Genomic DNA, 15749 nt, shown 5'->3' with positions numbered 1-15749 from the left:
CCCCTCATCAACGCTTTCTCATTATGCCTATCATCATAAATAACACCAGCGTTGGTGTCAAATCTATTTTTCGTCTTACGCAAAAAGTGTTATGATTAGTCTAGTCTAAGGAACTGATTATGTGGGAAAAGGAGCAACGATATGAAAAAGGTGACCAAAGGGCAATGGAACGGTTACGATACGTACATCTTACATAGCCGAGAGCTTGAAGTCACGCTGCTACCTCGCCTAGGAAATAACGTCATTCGTATATGGGACAATGTCCAGCAGCGCGATGTGCTGCGTCATCCAGAAGAGAACGAACTTGATTTCTACCTGCAGAAGCCATATCATTTCGGCATCCCGCTCTTAACTCCCCCCGGACGCATTCGCAGAGGGAAATTCACGTATGCCGGGCAAGAATATCAATTTGATCGCAATACGGCAAATGACAACCACATCCACGGTCTGCACCGTACGCAAAGCTGGTGTGTGAGCGATATTGAAGAAGACGACGAAGGCTGCACGATCACCACAGAATTCAAAACCTCTGACGATCCCAATTGGATCCGTCAGTATCCCGAACCCTTGAAGCTGGAAATGACGCTCAGATTGCAAGGGACAAAATTAACGCAAACCTTCAAGATTACGCACTTGGGTCACAACCCAGCCCCTTTTGGTTTGGGGCTGCATACCTGGTTTCTCATTGACGGCGAACCTGGTCGCTGGAATGTGAAGCTGCCCGTGACGGAGCTTTACGAATTGGACGAGGAGAACATTCCTACCGGGAAGACCGCTCCGCTAGGAAGCTGGGATGCATTAAACACAGGGATGAATCTGCAAGGCGTGAATTGCGATACCATGCTGCGAATCGGAGATAAGCCGGTCGAAGCGTTGATGCTGCGCGATGACGGCTATGGCCTTCGCTACGCAGCGGATCCTGAGTATTTTAAATTTTGGGTGATCTACTCCAAGGGGGAAGCAGATCAATTCTTCTGCATTGAACCTTACACATGGTTGCCGGACGCTCCAAATTTGAACCTCCCCGCCAGTGAGACCGGGCTGATCGAATTGACGCCGCAACAAACGTTGGAATTAAATCTTTCCCTAGAAATGATTTATCCGAATACCGGCGATGAGAACGAAGCTTAACCTTTTTCAAAATTTCCGCCTTCCTTATAGAAGGCGGCTTTTTTGTATGATTCCACGATTCCACAGCTTGTCTGCGTGAAGAAATAATTACCACTGCTATAGTTTTGAAGCCTCCCGCATATTTTGCACCCTACGAACCATACTAACATCACAAACGCCAAAGGAGGTGACAAACATGGCAGGTCAAAGCCGCGGAAGCCGTAATAACCTTATTGTTCCTCAAGCAACTGCTGCGCTGCAACAACTGAAAATGGAAGCAGCTCAGGAATTGGGCGTACAAATTCCGCAAGACGGTTACTATGGGAACTATACTTCCCGTGAAACCGGTTCTCTTGGGGGCTATATCACAAAACGTTTGGTTCAAATGGCGGAGCAACAGTTGTCGGGTCGTTCGAACCTGTAACTTGCATCCTCCCATTACCCTCTATAGAAACAGGCGGTCTGCTTAGCAGATCGCCTGTTTCCTTAAATATTGAAAGCCTCTAGGAAGACAGCTTTCGGTATGTATTAGCAACTTGCTCCTTCTGCGAATACCGTTGGATCAGCAAGTTGGCCATGTTATAATTCGATTCCATGATGGCATCCACGACGACAGCCCCTTGGCGCAGGGCGAATTCATAGCTGATCTCGCCATGTGTCCAGTACCGCTTGTACTTCAGCGCTTCAATCGCCATTTTTCGAAAAGAATGGATCTGTTCTGCATTAAGTCCGTAAGGTTCTTCACGAAGCTGCCCATTTCGACCCTCAATCGGATTGTGGCGGATGCCAAATTTCCCGATGGTGTTATTCCGGATCTGTAGAAATACGGTACCCGAAGTTAACCCCGACAGTTCCTCCTCCAGTTCCTTAAAAACCATGTCGATCTGCCTAACCAGCGATAGTTGCTCGGCTTTCAGCATATTCTCCCACCTTTCCCCCAAAGAATGCAACCTATGAAATAGGTCTTATGTCACATTATAGGTTAAATTTACCTATACATCAACATTATGATACATATTTACTAATTATGTCTTTTTCTCTCGATATTTTCTTTCCTCTTCCGACAAAATTCTTCAACAAAAAAAGGTCCCCTCTCGAGGACCTAAAATAGTGTAACAGAATGAAGCAGGTAGCGCCCGGTTTATTTGGTTAATTCCAAGAATGCGTCAACGTCGGCCACACATACGGCCATCGCGTCACGCCAAAAGTCCGGCTTCGTCAAATCCACGCCCAGATGCTTGGCAGCCAGCTCTTCTACCGTCATGCGGCCGGTATCTTGCAGAAGCGCATCATATTTAGCCGCAAAGCCTTGGCCTTCACGGAGCGCTTGTGCGTAGATCCCCGTGCTGAACATGTACCCAAAGGTGTAAGGGAAATTATAAAAAGGCACATCGGTGATATAGAAATGCAGCTTAGATGCCCAGAAATGCGGGTGATAGCTGCCCAACGCCCCCTGGAACGCTTCACGCTGCGCTTCTTCCATTAATTCGCACAACTCCGCAGCATCCAAATAACCCTGCCGGCGCTTCTCGTAGAAACGGGTTTCAAACAGGAAGCGGGCATGGATATTCATGAAGAAGGCAATTGAATTTTGCACCTTATCGGCGAGCAGAACAATTTTCTGCTGATCATCTTCCGCATGTTTGACGAAGGCGTCAGCTAGAATCATTTCCGCGAAGGTCGAAGCGGTCTCCGCCACGTTCATCGCGTAATCCTGACTGAATCTTGGCAGCTCCTCCATCACGTATTGATGGTAGGCGTGTCCCAGCTCATGCGCCAACGTGTATACGTTGGATACGTTCCCTCCATATGTCATGAAGATCCGTGTCTGCTTGCTCAGCGGCAGAGAAGTGCAGAAACCACCCGGGCGTTTACCAGGACGGTCCTCGGCCTCGATCCAACGTTTATTAAACGCCATGGTGGCGAACTCCGCCAGCTTCGGGCTAAATTTGCCGAACTGCTCGACGATGTCTTCGGCTGCCTGTTCGTACGAAATTTTGCCGGAGGCTTGGCCTAATGGGGCATCCACATCGGTCCAGCTTAATTTCTCCACCCCAAGCAGCTTCGCTTTGCGCTCTAAATAAGCCACAAACTTCGGCTTGTTCTCGACGATCACTTGCCACATCGCATCGAGCGTGGCTTTGGACATCCGGTTCATGTCCAGCGGTTCCTTCAAAATATCGTCCCAGCCGCGTTTTTCGTACAATTTAATGCGGAATCCCGCCAAGCGGTTCAGCGTATCGGCACAATAGTCCTCCGCCTTTGTCCAGGCTTCCTCCCATTTCGGGAATACGCGCTCGCGCACATTGCGGTCTGGATGATCCAGCTTGTTAGCTGCTTGACCGACAGACAGCATTTGAACCTCGCCCCCTTCTTCTTCAAAAGGGACTCCTACTTTGGCGACGATCGTATCATAATGCTGTCCCCAGCCGTGATAACCGTCTACTGCCAGGTCGGACACGAGGTTTTCCAGCTCCGGCGCCAGCTTCTCCCGCGCTTGCTCCCGTTTCTCGCGAAGCAGGAAGGAGATCGGAGCGATTTCTTCCCGCTGCATCCAGGCTTCCCACACCTCATCACTTGTCAAGCGGAGCAGGTTCCAGAATAAAGTCATCACGTTGTTGTATGCAGCGTTTAACGAAGTGACTCTCGCGTCAAGCTGGAGAGCTTTCTTGTCATGCTGGTCTTGCGCGGTCAAACAGCCGATAAAGGAGCCGGCTTCGGACAGACGGCTGTCGGCCGCTTGCAGATCTTCAATCAGGTTATCCAATGCCTTGGTCTCTTCTACAGTGGACGGGGCCTGCAGTTCTTGCAGCTTCGCCTGGTAGGCGGCAATATCCCGTTCCAGAGCATCCAGATGATCTCTTAGCGCCGTAGAGGCAGAACCTCCAGGGAAAATGGTTTCCAAGTCCCAAGTTTGTTGAAGGGTTCCTACGAATCTTGACATAAGTTCGCTTCCTTTCCGTATCGTTTAGAATTGATGCTTTATGGGATAACAGTGTATGCTAGTAGAGGATGCTCTATTATCACGCTTGTCTAAATACAGGGGGGATTTCCATGAAACCGTTGCAAATATCGGCGGATACCGCCGTGAAATTAGCCGCAAAACTCAAGGTGCCGGTCGAGCACCTTATGCATATGCCGCAGCACATTTTAATGCAAAAAATCGCAGAACTGGCCAAAGAAGAAGCAAGCCAGCCTTCCGCACCATCAGAACCCGGAATTGACAGTCAAGCCGGTCACGAATCGGAGCGTTCATGATCCCGTTTAACCAAACATGGCCTTATGATCTTGTCATGGGGGACGTGTATGTCCATGAGTGCCCATTTTGCTCCAGTCGTAACGTGCTGCTGCCGCTGAAGCCCCGTGAGTTGAAAACGATCCACGAAGGGAAGAAGAAGCTGCTTGTCTTCCCCTGTTGCGGGAACAAGCTTCATGTCCTGGACTGTGACAATGATTACCTGTTAACGGATAAGGTGGTCCGTTAGGTCGCCTTTAGCGCTCAAGATACAGGAAAGGGCCGTTTCCTTCTGGAACCGGCCCTTCGTCATGCCTTCTTCGATGTCTGCTTGTCCGTTCCGTCAACCGCGCATTTCCTCAGGCAGCTCATGTCCGCCATTCATCATTTCTTCGCGAAGCAGCGCCCATTGCTCCCGGGATGCCCGAATCATCGCCGCATCCATGATCTTCTTGTCATTAATGACGCGCCCAAACCATTTGACCGCATCGTTGTACTTGCCGACCCGACGGTTCAACTCGCCGATCAAATACATCAGCCTTGCATCGCTGCCGCCGACGCCTTCTTTTTCGTAAACACGGATGTAAGCCTCCAGAGCAAACTGCAGAAAACGCTTCTCCTGTTCGACGTTGTTCTTGTACCGGTACAACCAGGCAATATGATGCAGCAAGCTGGCAATAATTCGTTCCGTTTCGCCGATGGTTTGCGCGCAGATCAGCGCCAGCTTGTACGTCTCCAGCGCGGTCTCCCAATCCCGGCGCCCGCCATAGTCCTTCTGGTTAAATCGACTGCCGATCGCCTCTTGGAATAGGGTTCTTTGCCTTTCGGTCAATCGTGGCACCGAATTCTCCGTCGAAGCAAAACCGCAGGACGGGCATACCCGAACAACGTAATAATCCGGATTCTCCTTCTGGTAGTAGCTGCAGAAATCCGTGTCCGTACGTACAGCCCGCTTAAAGCTCGGACGCACACGCGAGGTCGAAAATTCATTCTGACAATGGATGCAAGTGACCTTGATCTGATAAAGCGGTTCAAGTTCCAAAACGTCCTACTTCCTTTCAGTAATCTGCCCTGCCCGGCACATTATGTTCATCGGTCTAAGGTGTGTTTACGAAATGAAAAGCCGGGCCGGACAGACGCTCCAGCACGATCCCTCGCAGCGGCTCCTCGACGCCAATCTCCTCCAGCGCAGCTTTCATGCAGGCCAGCCAAGCCTCGGCGCGTTCCGTCGTCACCGGAAACGGCAAATGCCGGGCGCGCATCATCGGATGGCCAAAGGCATCAGAGTAGAGGGACGGGCCCCCAAAAAACTGCGATAAGAACATAAATTGCTTCTCCATGACCGGAGTAATGTCTTCCGGGAATAAGGGTCCTAACAACGGATCACGTTGAACCCGCGGATAGAAGGCTTCCACCAACCGCCGAATTGTCTTCTCTCCGCCGAGGTTGTCATATAGACTTAAGCTTGGATTCATCTGTTCACCGCCTCCGTTTTTCCTTATTATATCAAAAAAAAATAAAAGCTCCTACCAAGGAGCTTCTATTCTAACGCGGTCTTTCCATCTATCAGTAGCTGCGCCAATCCTCTTCGCCGGGATGGACGAGAGCGGCTCGAATTACATAAACAAAAGCACAGACAAGTATCCCTGCGACAATGCTCATGAACATCACTCCATCCTCAAAATTTGGCTGCAAACCATGTTTGATCAAATCATAGCTGGTACTAAAGTTCTATTATTAGTCTTAAGTATCATTTTAGCATAGAAGCTCAAAAATATCAGCCCCATTTTGAAACCGCTTACTCAATTTTTTTGTGCTGTTTGTCCCAATCATTTCATACACTTCACTATGATTTGTTGTGGAGGCGTACCCATGAAATTCCAACGCTTAACGGCTGTGTTATTACTCTTTACCGCACTCATGCTGGCCGTTCTCATGGCCTGCTACCCGGAAGCTTCCTGGCAGGCCGGGGTTCGCGGCCTCGCCATCTGGTGGGACGTGCTGTTCCCGTCCCTCTTCCCGTTCTTCGTCATCTCCGAAGTGCTGCTGGGCTTTGGGATTGTGCATTTTCTCGGCAAACTGCTAGACCCGCTGATGAAGCCCTTGTTCCGGATCCCCGGCAGCGGCGGATTTGTGCTGGCGATGGGGTTTGCTTCCGGCTACCCCGTCAGCGCCAAGCTGGCGACCAAGCTGCGCGAGCAACGGCTCGTTTCCCGGGTAGAGGGAGAACGGCTGGTCTCGTTCACCACGTCATCCGACCCCATCTTTCTTATTGGGGCGGTCTCGGTCGGTTTTTTTGGGAATCCGAAGCTGGCCGCTGCACTTGCATTAGCACATTATGGAGGAGCCCTGGTGATCGGCCTGATCATGCGCTTCTACCGTCCAGATCGAAACTTGTCGGCAGATCCCGGGGAAGGCGGCGAATCCGAATCCGGGCGCTTCAGTCTGAAGCTGGCGCTTAAAGCCATGCATGAAGCCCGGATCCAAGACGGACGAAGTCTCGGAGAACTGCTGCGGCAGGCCGTTGCTTCTTCCCTGCAGCTGATGACCGTTGTTGGCGGCCTAGTTGTATTTTTCTCCGTAATCCTGGAGGTGCTCACCGCTTCGGGTTTTATGGGCTTCCTCTATACCGGGTTCCAACAGCTGCTGCCGCTGCTGGGGCTGCCCGGCCAGTTAGCTGAGCCGCTTATGGGCGGCTTGTTCGAGGTCACCTTGGGCGCAAAAGCATCCGCAGCGCCAGAGGGGATTCCGTTGCAATTCAAAGCTGCAGCGGCCGCCTTTATTCTCTCTTGGGGCGGCTTATCGGTTCATGCCCAAGTGGCCAGCATCTTAAATGGCGCTGACCTGCGTTATTTGCCTTTTCTCATTGCAAGATTCCTTCATGCCGTGATCTCCGCCGGGCTGTTGCTGCTGCTCTGGAACCCCTTGATGGGAGCCTCACCGGCGTGGGCAATTCACCCCCCTGCGTTTGGGGGCCGACAGATGCTATACGGTTGGGGTGCGGTTCCGGGAGCGTTCCGGCTCTTCTTAGTGACCCTGACCATGTTGCTTATTTTGTCATTTTTGGCCGAAATCATTCGCCGCCAGCGGCATCGAAAATGAAACGTTGTGTTCTGCGGACGAATTGATTATGATCTTTACAAAAGGACATTCAAGCGCATGTTCAAAATATTGTTCATTTTTGAACAGTCTTTTTCAAAGGAGCTTGTCAACTTGAGATACTTTGTACTTGACCGCGGCGATCAGCTGTCCGTGGAATTAAGCCAAACCTTCCATAAGCTTGCTGCGCAGCATGGGCTTGAGCTGGATGCGAAATCCCCGGACATCGTCGTCTCCATTGGCGGGGACGGCACGATGCTTCATGCCTTCCATACGTTTATCGACCAGATTCAATCCATCGCATTCGTAGGGATTCATACAGGCCACCTGGGCTTCTACGCCGACTGGAAAGCCGACGAAATTCCCGAGCTGGTGGAAATGATGAGCGGTCATGCGGATCCTGGCTTGCTCAGACCGCGTATTGTCCGTTACCCCTTAATCGATCTGGAGATTCAGAAGAAGTCGGGCAGCTCTTCCTACATTTGCTTAAACGAATTTACCCTGAAGGGCGTCGATGGTACGGTGGTTGCCCAAGTGGACATTAATGACCAAATGTTCGAAATGTTCCGCGGCGACGGCATCTGCGTTTCCACCCCTTCCGGCAGTACCGCTTATAACAAGAGCTTGGGGGGAGCAATGATTCACCCCACGATTGAAGCGCTGCAGATTACAGAGATCGCTTCGATCAACAATCGTGTGTTCCGGACGTTGGGTTCTCCGCTCGTGCTGCCCAAGCATCATCATTGCGACATTTATTCGCGCAAGGAACAACGGTTATTGTTGACCATTGACCACGTCAACCTGCCGATGGACGATTTAGTGTCCGTGCGCTGTCAGGTATCGGAACAGAAGATCAGCTTTGTCCGTTATCGTCCATTCCCGTTTTGGAACCGGGTCCGTAATGCATTCCTGGACTAATCGGCAGATCTGACAAGCTCAATGGATCACGAAAATATTGTAAAGGAAGAACTGAATATGATCTTAAGCTCATTCCGCAAGTATGCATTCATCCCGGTGTTGTCCCTCGCCTTGCTGGGCTTGCCCCAGATGGTTGGAGCGGCCGGGACGGCAGGCACATCTGATGCCGCAGCTGCCGGGACAATCATTCAACTGGGAACATCGGAAACCTCCACGGACCTGCAGGCGCTTCAAGAAGTATTGGACTATCTGGAAGCCTACAACATCGAAGGCGTTGAGCGTCAAGAGTTTCTCGATAATGCGATACGCGGCATGGTTTATACGCTGGACGACCCTTACAGCGATTACTATTCTAAAGATGAACTGGAGAGCTTCGAGAACAGCGTCAATCAGGAGTTCGTTGGCATCGGTGTTACACTTCGCTTCTTTAACAACAAACTGTACATAACCGACGTGTTGCCTAATTCTCCAGCCTCCAAAGCCGGGCTTCTCGCAGGGGATATTATTACCAAGGTGGATGCAAAGCCGGTCACCAGCAGTGAGGATGTCGCCCGGATTCAAGGGGAGGAAAATACCCAGGTCTCCATTACGGTCAACCGGAACGGACAGGCTCTGGTATATCCAATTACAAGAGCGCATTTCACTTTGCCTTCCGTCACTGGCAAGGTTATCCCTTCCAGCAGAGTCGGCTACATCGCCGTGACTTCCTTCTCCGATACTGCGGATGAGGAATTTGCGCAAAAATTAGCCTCCCTTCGCAAAGAAGGAATTGGTGCACTTGTTCTGGACCTGCGCGACAATCTTGGCGGTTACGTTGAATCGGCAGCTAATATTGCCAAGCAGTTCATGAAAGAGGGAATCTTGATGTACACCTCCGGCCAGAGCGGGGAAATGCAGCCCGTAGAAATCACGGGCGGCCAAGACATCGGGATGCCGGTTGTGGTGTTAACCAACGGCCTGACCGCCAGCGCATCGGAAATCTTGACAGGGGCGCTGCGCGACAACGGAATCGCCAAGGTCGTAGGGGAACAAACTTACGGGAAGGCGCGCATTCAGAACGTATTCCCGTTGTCCAATGGCAGCTCATTGAAGCTGACGGTTCAAGCCTACTTCACGCCAAACAAGCTGGATTTCAACCATGTGGGGCTCAAGCCGGACATCGAAGTAAAGAACAATGCCGCAGCGCAGTTAATAACCGGGATGTATGCAGCCGGTGTACGGCAGATCAGCGTATCCGGAGGGCCGGCCTCGCTCAACATTAACGGAACGGCTTTCCCGGGATATATCGATGTGATTCAGGACGGCCAACTCACCTATGCCCCTTCCCGTTTATTATCGTCGCTGATTCAAGGAACGCCGGTCTGGAATTCCAAGAACGGGAAGCTGACCATCACCGACTTGCAAGGAAAGCAAACCGGATTCACCTTAGCTGCCAAAACCGTCAAAGTGGTCGATGGTGAATCTTATCTCGAACTGCATGAGTTCCAGAAGAAATATCCGAAGCTCACATGGAGCTATAAACAAGGCTTACTGAACTTATCTATGAAATAAATACTTAAGCCCCCAAAAAAAACGGCCTCCCGATTATTCGGGGGCCGTTTCTGTTTCCTGGGGTTGCACGTCTTTACCGTTTCCGGTATCTTTGTCCTTCGCTGCGTCCTTATCCTTATGGTTGTCCCGCACCTTCTGAAGTACGAAATAAGCGCAGCCGAAATTACAGTATTCGTTAATATAATCCGTGATGCCGGAATACGCGGTATCCCGATTAGCCTTGGGATGGTTGTCCCGCAGAAAACCCTTGAGGCGGAGCTTCTCATAACCCCAGTCCCCAATGATGTAATCATAGCGGTCAAGCACTTCGCTGTAACGCTGCTTAAACGCTTCAGGATCCCACGCATCCCGATAATTCTTAATCAGTTCGTAGGTTCTGCCGCCAATTTGAATCAAAGCCCCATCCTCCTTTCGGTTTACGGCGAAACAGGTGCGCCGGCTTGTTTCTTGGCCGATTGGACCTGTTCATGCGCATGATACGAGCTGCGCACGAGCGGACCGGACTCCACGTGGCTGAAGCCGCGCTTCATGCCTTCTTCCTTCAGCGCTGCAAACTGCTCAGGTTTATAATATTTCTCTACGCGCAAATGCTGCGGTGTAGGCTGCAAATATTGTCCGATCGTCAAAATATCGCAGTCCACGGCCCGCAGATCGTCCATCGCCTGCAAGATCTCGTCCCATTCTTCTCCAACCCCCAGCATAATGCTGGACTTCGTTGGAATCTCCGGCTGCATTTCCTTCGCTCGCCGGAGCAGCTCCAAGGAGCGCCGGTATTTCGCCTTCGCACGAACGCGGTCAGACAACCGTTCCACCGTTTCGATGTTATGGTTCAGAATATCCGGCTTCGCATCCATCACGATCCGCAGCGCATCCGCATCCCCCTGAAAGTCTGGGATCAGCACTTCGACGCTGCAGAACGGCAAGCGTTCCCGGATCGCTTTAATCGTCCCGGCAAAAATGCTTGCCCCGCCGTCCTTCAAATCATCCCGAGCTACGCTGGTCACGACGCAGTGGCGCAAATTCATCTGCTCTGCTGCTTCCGCCACGCGCTGTGGCTCCTGTAAATCGAGCTCCGTTGGCATCCCCGTATTCACCGCACAGAAGCGGCATGCCCGTGTACAAATATCGCCCAAAATCATAAACGTTGCCGTCCGGTTGGCCCAGCACTCATATATATTTGGACAACGCGCCTCTTCGCAAACGGTATGTAAAGTTTTAGAGCGCATCATCTGCTTGATGTCTTGATAGTTGTCACCTGTCGTCAATTTAATACGAATCCAATCCGGTTTCGGTTCCTGGATTTGTTTAGCCAAAGCGCAAGACCTTCCTTCTTGTGATTTAAGCTGTAGCGCCATTTATTATATCATGAATCCGCTGGAAAAACCTACTTCGCAAATGGAATAAAAAAACATCATTTGCCTCACTCTAAGAGGGTCACGAATCGCGTGCAAAATAAAGGCGAAGGAGGAATACTTGCCTTGAAGTCTCAACGGTTTGCCCGCGGTAAAGCGGCCTGGTGCATCGCCTGCGTGATGTTGATTACCTCATTTGGTCCGATCTTAGGCATAGGAGCTGCAGAGGCGAACGCTCCAGGAACAACAGAGAAGCCGGTAGTCAGCGTATTCCAGCAACGACGCACCTTGTACGAAGAGATGGAACTGTTGACGAGTGTTCCCTGGTATTGGCTTGCGGCTGTGGATCAATATGAACGCACCATCACACCGCGTAAGGAACAGCAACAGCAAGTGCAGCGCGTAACCGGGTTTCGCTTCAAGGAAGCGTTCTGGTCCGGGCCGCTCAATCCCGATCCTGAGGACCGAAATCCGGCCACCATCGAACTGTTTGGCGGCGTTGGGAAGGATGCCACCGCAGATGGCGCAGCCGACCCGACAAACGATCGGGACGCCTTGTACACCTTGGCATCTTATTTAACCAGCTTCGGCTATACAGAAGATGATTTTCGCATCGCCTTATGGCGTTACTATCAACATGATGCTGCGGTCGAACGGATTCGCCAATTCGCGAAAATGTACAAACACTGGGGCAAGCTGGACTTATCGGACAGCGCCTTTCCGCTTCCGCTGCGCAGCTCCTATACCTATCGCGACACTTGGGGAGATCGGCGCGGCTGGGGCGGTCTCCGAATCCATGAGGGCACGGATATCTTTGCCCCGATGGGCGTCACAGTACGCAGCGTTTGCTACGGGATTGTAGAAACGAAAGGGTGGAACCCCTACGGGGGGTGGCGCATCGGCATCCGGGATATCCAGAACCGTTACCACTACTATGCACATCTGCAAGGTTATGAGAAAGGAATCGAGGTCGGTCATTTCGTCGAACCTGGACAAACGATCGGCTGGGTGGGCAGCAGCGGCTACGGCCCGCCGGGAACGTCGGGGAAATTCCCGCCGCATTTGCATTACGGGATCTATCGGGATACGGGAAGCACGGAATGGGCATTTGATCCATACCCACTGCTGAAGAAATGGGAACAAGCGGAACGCTCCAAAAAAAATAAAAGGGCGACCAAATAGTCGGCGCCCTTTTATTCATGTTCCCCCGTATCGGATGTTTCTGAGTGGAGTGATTCCTCCGAGCTTGAACCGTTGTTCCCGGCCTCTGGATTTCCAGCGGAATTGGAATTCCCCGTTCCTCCATTTCCATCTGGCAGATTCCCTTTGTCCTTGGTCAGCGGCTCAGTGGAATCCTTCTCGCTGGGCAGCACCGGAAGAGCAATGTTAGGTGCATTAGCTTGGCCTTCGCCCACCGGGTTGCCTTTGCTGTCATAGTAGTACATCGGCACATCTCCAACCACGAGCAAGTAGGACACCGGGATTTCCGTTTCAACCGTCTGTGACTCCATGTCAAACGGGACGACGACGGCCAGCTCCGTTTTTACCCGAAGGTACACTTCGACAAGAATCATGTTAATCCCGGCATCTTGTTGCCGTGTATTCAGATCAACCTTCACATCCCCTTTGGGCTCGATCTTGATTGGAATACTGGGACCAAAGGAAGCCAGAATCGGACTGCCGAGAGCCTGCCCCAGCGGGATGGACTCCGATAGCCGGGCGACCTCCACCAGCGTATGCCGCACCGTTTGAATCGTTTCAGACGTGACCTTCATGTGGGCGGAGTAGTTGAGCATAAACCCGGTGATTTTTCCGTTATCGTCCATCTTCCAGTCGATCAATTCTTCGACCTGTTGTTGATTTGCGACTTGCGCGGTGATGGCGTCATTAATGGATTCTGTCGCGATTTGCTTGACTCGAATTTGCGCCAGATGAATGATAGGCCCTGTCATCCGGCGTTCGACATACTGTACAAATTGCAGCAGGCCGATCACCGTGACGAGCACAAGAACGATCCATATCGTCCGTCTATGCTTTGGCCGCCTGGTTCGGCTTCGCCATCCGCGTCGTCGTCGTCGTATCCGCATGTTCTATCACCCCTGCTTCTTCTACAAAGTTATGCGGGACAGGGGCAAAAAAGAAGGACGCACGAATGGAAATGAAAAGGAACACTTTCATGGTTTTGCCCTTGATTTTTTGAGATCAATTTCGTATAGTTCTTTAGGATTAAATTTTTGTCATGAAACTTAACTTCAAAGCTGAAATGAACCATGCTATAATATTCATCATAGTGTATAAATATACAAGGGGACCTGCATCATGAACAGCTTAAAAACGCTGTACCAAGTCACCATTGAATTAAGGAAAGATCAACTGGCATCGAGAGTCATGCCATGGAAGCTGCTTGTGGAAACAAATCGTTATTACGAAATCAAACCCATCACAGGACCGGGAGCAGTCAAACGTCTGTATAAAGAGAAGCTGAATATCGCCGTTCATGAAACCAAACATTATTGCGATGGAACCCTGGCGGTTTCCGCTTTCTGTCAAGAAGAGCATATCGAGGAGATCCGCAGGTACCTGATCGAACAACTCGACTCCAAAATTAATAACTATATGAAGGACCTGGAACTAAACAAAAAAGCTCTCGGCTCCAAGCTGGCTATCAAGGGCTTTACGTAAATAAAAACCCCGAACCGGACATTCTGGTTCGGGGTTTGATTTTTTCGCGCTAGCGATAATATCGCTGCCGCATCGCCTCATACAGCAGCACCGAGGCGGCCATGGCCACGTTCAGCGATTCGGCCTGGCCGCGCATCGGAATCAGCAGCCCGTCGTCCATCAGCTCGCGGACGGTCGGGCTCAGGCCGCCGCCCTCGCTGCCGAAGAGCAGCCACACGGGCTGCGTGAAATCGTAGGCGAAGCAGTTCGCCGCCGCCTGCAGGCTGGTGCCGGCCAGCCGGATGCCCCGCTGCTTCGCCTGCGGCAGCACCTCTGCCAGGTCGGCATGCATGACCGGCAGGTGGAACAGCGAGCCCATGGTGGCGCGCAGCACCTTGGGCCCGTAGATGTCGGCGCAGCCAGCGCCGACGATGACCCCGTCCGCAGCGACCGCATCGGCGCTGCGAATGATCGTGCCGACGTTGCCGGGATCCTGCACACCGTCGAGCACGACCACCAAGCTCCGCTCCTTCGCCAGGAGCGGAGCGACCGTCCCGCGGTCCTTGCGGACGACCGCGAACACCGGCTGCGGCGACTTCGTATCGCTGCACTTGGCGATCACGGCGGCGGACACGCCGATCCAATGGACGTCCAGCCCTGCGGACGCGGCCTCCTGCAGTTCGGCTGGGATGCCGCCTTCAATATCGTAGCAGACGCACTCCACGTCTGCCCGCGCCTCAAGCGCCTCCTGCACGAGGTGAATGCCCTCAATCAGATATTTTCCCTGCTTGTCCCGATTTTTCTTCTCAAGCAGCCCCGCCCATTCCTTGACGCGGGGATTCTGTGCAGACAAGATTTCCATGTTCTTCCATCCTTACTCTGGTTTCAAAAAGATCCGTCGCTCACGAAGCCCGGCTTGTCTTATTCCTCAGCATAAGCCAGCTCCAGCTTCGTTAAATCCCCCTTCTCGCCAACGATGACGAGCACGTCCTCCTCCGTCAACGGAACCGTCGCTGCCGGGGAGATGTTCATTTTGCTGCCCCGCTTAATCGCCATCACGTTACAGCCAAACCGAGCGCGAATATCCAGCTCCTTCAGGTTCTTGCCAACCATTTCCGAGCTGACACGCATCTCCACAATGCTGTACTCGTCGGACAATTCGATATAATCCAAGACGTTCGGGGAGGTCAGATGATGCGCCACCCGCAGCCCCATATCCCGTTCCGGGAAAATGACCTTATCGGCCCCAATTTTCTGCAACACTTTGCCATGCAATTCATTTTGCGCCTTCACCACAATGAGCGGCCCGCCCATGTCTTTGAGGATCAGCGTGGTTAAAATGCTGGCCTGAATATCTTCACCAATCGCTACAACAACGACGTCAAAATTTCGAATTCCCAGTGCGCGCAGCGCATCTTCATCGGTGGAATCCGCGGTTACCGCGTGCGTGACCTGATTCGCCACGGCCTGCGTATGATGTTCATCCGCATCGATCGCCAGAACGTCAAAGCCCATGCTGCTAAGTGAGGTTGCCACACTTAACCCAAAACGGCCCATACCGATCACGGCAAACTGTTTTTTAGCTGCATTTGCCATGTTCTCACCACCCATATTTTATCCATCCGATTTAGTATACCACAATCCAGGAAGGAGTATGGACGAAGACAGTCTAGATGCACTCAGAAATGCTAGCTAAGATGAACGTAAACAAAAGACAGCCCTCCAAATTGCTACATCTCGTAGGTTAAAATGGATAGTGTAGTATAAACCAAACCATTTCAGAGCTACATAGCAAAGGAGAGCTGATACTATGCAGTCTACCA

General features: G+C 51.8%; 19 protein-coding genes and 1 other annotated feature (1 of these 20 running past the window's edge). Of the genes, 9 read left to right on the top strand and 10 right to left on the bottom strand.

The window, feature by feature from the left end; all coding sequences use genetic code 11:
• Positions 1-20, bottom strand: a binding site (T-box leader) (it extends 263 nt beyond the left edge of the window).
• A 121-nt stretch (positions 21-141) separates the two neighbouring features.
• Both RW092_RS04005 and RW092_RS04000 read left to right on the top strand, forming a co-directional pair.
• Positions 142-1131, top strand: coding sequence for an aldose 1-epimerase (locus tag RW092_RS04005; protein WP_016310923.1), 990 nt, complete (start codon positions 142-144; stop codon positions 1129-1131).
• 175 nt (positions 1132-1306) lie between these two features.
• On the top strand, positions 1307-1534 hold the full coding sequence (locus RW092_RS04000) for an alpha/beta-type small acid-soluble spore protein (protein WP_016310922.1): 228 nt from the start codon (positions 1307-1309) through the stop codon (positions 1532-1534).
• 79 nt (positions 1535-1613) lie between these two features.
• On the opposite strand, the gene RW092_RS03995 is transcribed toward RW092_RS04000, so the two are convergent.
• Both RW092_RS03995 and RW092_RS03990 read right to left on the bottom strand, forming a co-directional pair.
• Positions 1614-2030: a hypothetical protein gene (locus tag RW092_RS03995; RefSeq protein ID WP_016310921.1), complete on the bottom strand. Its 417-nt coding sequence runs from the start codon at positions 2028-2030 to the stop codon at positions 1614-1616.
• A gap of 221 nt (positions 2031-2251) precedes the next feature.
• Entirely contained in the window at positions 2252-4054 is a 1803-nt protein-coding gene (locus RW092_RS03990; protein ID WP_016310920.1) for a M3 family oligoendopeptidase, read from the bottom strand.
• 110 nt (positions 4055-4164) lie between these two features.
• On the opposite strand from RW092_RS03990, the gene RW092_RS03985 reads away from it, so the two are divergent.
• The gene (locus RW092_RS03985) at positions 4165-4368 is read left to right on the top strand and encodes a YycC family protein (RefSeq protein WP_016310919.1); all 204 of its coding nucleotides are present in this window, start codon (positions 4165-4167) and stop codon (positions 4366-4368) included.
• The gene (locus tag RW092_RS03980) at positions 4365-4595 is read left to right on the top strand and encodes a hypothetical protein (RefSeq protein ID WP_016310918.1); all 231 of its coding nucleotides are present in this window, start codon (positions 4365-4367) and stop codon (positions 4593-4595) included. The genes RW092_RS03985 and RW092_RS03980 overlap by 4 nt, the downstream gene beginning before the upstream one ends.
• 93 nt (positions 4596-4688) lie before the next feature.
• On the opposite strand, the gene RW092_RS03975 is transcribed toward RW092_RS03980, so the two are convergent.
• Together RW092_RS03975 and RW092_RS03970 are read right to left on the bottom strand one after the other, a co-directional pair.
• Positions 4689-5387 carry a DUF2225 domain-containing protein gene (locus RW092_RS03975; protein ID WP_016310917.1) on the bottom strand — a complete coding sequence of 233 codons (699 nt, stop codon included), beginning with the start codon at positions 5385-5387 and terminating at the stop codon, positions 4689-4691.
• Between the two features lie 55 nt (positions 5388-5442).
• Positions 5443-5820 (bottom strand): globin domain-containing protein, encoded by a 378-nt coding sequence (locus RW092_RS03970; protein WP_016310916.1) that lies wholly within the window; start codon positions 5818-5820, stop codon positions 5443-5445.
• Positions 5821-6217: 397 nt separating this feature from the next.
• Here RW092_RS03970 and ylbJ point away from each other — a divergent pair, with 397 nt between their 5' ends.
• The 3 genes from ylbJ (at position 6218) to RW092_RS03955 (ending at position 9913) form a co-directional block, all read left to right on the top strand.
• Positions 6218-7447: a sporulation integral membrane protein YlbJ gene (ylbJ, locus tag RW092_RS03965; RefSeq protein ID WP_316009596.1), complete on the top strand. Its 1230-nt coding sequence runs from the start codon at positions 6218-6220 to the stop codon at positions 7445-7447.
• Between the two features lie 111 nt (positions 7448-7558).
• On the top strand, positions 7559-8362 hold the full coding sequence (locus RW092_RS03960; RefSeq protein WP_028538795.1) for an NAD kinase: 804 nt from the start codon (positions 7559-7561) through the stop codon (positions 8360-8362).
• Positions 8363-8419: 57 nt separating this feature from the next.
• Positions 8420-9913: a S41 family peptidase gene (locus RW092_RS03955; RefSeq protein ID WP_316009595.1), complete on the top strand. Its 1494-nt coding sequence runs from the start codon at positions 8420-8422 to the stop codon at positions 9911-9913.
• 33 nt (positions 9914-9946) lie between these two features.
• Here RW092_RS03955 and RW092_RS03950 read toward each other — a convergent pair whose 3' ends face one another.
• Positions 9947-10309 carry a YutD family protein gene (locus RW092_RS03950; RefSeq protein WP_316009594.1) on the bottom strand — a complete coding sequence of 121 codons (363 nt, stop codon included), beginning with the start codon at positions 10307-10309 and terminating at the stop codon, positions 9947-9949.
• A 20-nt stretch (positions 10310-10329) separates the two neighbouring features.
• On the bottom strand, positions 10330-11268 hold the full coding sequence (gene lipA / locus RW092_RS03945) for a lipoyl synthase (protein ID WP_406879087.1): 939 nt from the start codon (positions 11266-11268) through the stop codon (positions 10330-10332).
• 123 nt (positions 11269-11391) lie between these two features.
• On the opposite strand from lipA, the gene RW092_RS03940 reads away from it, so the two are divergent.
• Positions 11392-12447, top strand: coding sequence for a M23 family metallopeptidase (locus RW092_RS03940; RefSeq protein ID WP_028538798.1), 1056 nt, complete (start codon positions 11392-11394; stop codon positions 12445-12447).
• Positions 12448-12458: 11 nt separating this feature from the next.
• On the opposite strand, the gene yunB is transcribed toward RW092_RS03940, so the two are convergent.
• Both yunB and RW092_RS03930 read right to left on the bottom strand, forming a co-directional pair.
• A complete protein-coding gene (gene yunB, locus RW092_RS03935) occupies positions 12459-13352 on the bottom strand; it encodes a sporulation protein YunB (protein ID WP_316009593.1) in 894 nt (297 codons plus the stop codon).
• A complete protein-coding gene (locus RW092_RS03930; RefSeq protein WP_016310908.1) occupies positions 13294-13443 on the bottom strand; it encodes a hypothetical protein in 150 nt (49 codons plus the stop codon). Before RW092_RS03930 ends, yunB begins: the two co-directional genes overlap by 59 nt.
• A 141-nt stretch (positions 13444-13584) precedes the next feature.
• Here RW092_RS03930 and RW092_RS03925 point away from each other — a divergent pair, with 141 nt between their 5' ends.
• Entirely contained in the window at positions 13585-13947 is a 363-nt protein-coding gene (locus RW092_RS03925) for a hypothetical protein (RefSeq protein ID WP_016310907.1), read from the top strand.
• A 49-nt stretch (positions 13948-13996) separates the two neighbouring features.
• Here the strand turns inward: RW092_RS03925 and RW092_RS03920 are convergent, their stop codons facing one another.
• Positions 13997-14788: a TrmH family RNA methyltransferase gene (locus tag RW092_RS03920; protein WP_028538800.1), complete on the bottom strand. Its 792-nt coding sequence runs from the start codon at positions 14786-14788 to the stop codon at positions 13997-13999.
• 59 nt (positions 14789-14847) lie between these two features.
• Positions 14848-15522 (bottom strand): potassium channel family protein, encoded by a 675-nt coding sequence (locus tag RW092_RS03915; RefSeq protein ID WP_016310905.1) that lies wholly within the window; start codon positions 15520-15522, stop codon positions 14848-14850.
• Between the last annotated feature and the right edge of the window lie 227 nt (positions 15523-15749).

The sequence above is a fragment of the Paenibacillus sp. 3LSP genome (assembly GCF_032465655.1).
Taxonomy (GTDB): Bacteria; Bacillota; Bacilli; order Paenibacillales; family Paenibacillaceae; genus Fontibacillus; species Fontibacillus barengoltzii.
Note: the sequence above shows the minus strand (reverse complement) of the source record. Positions and strands in the feature narration are given on the sequence as shown.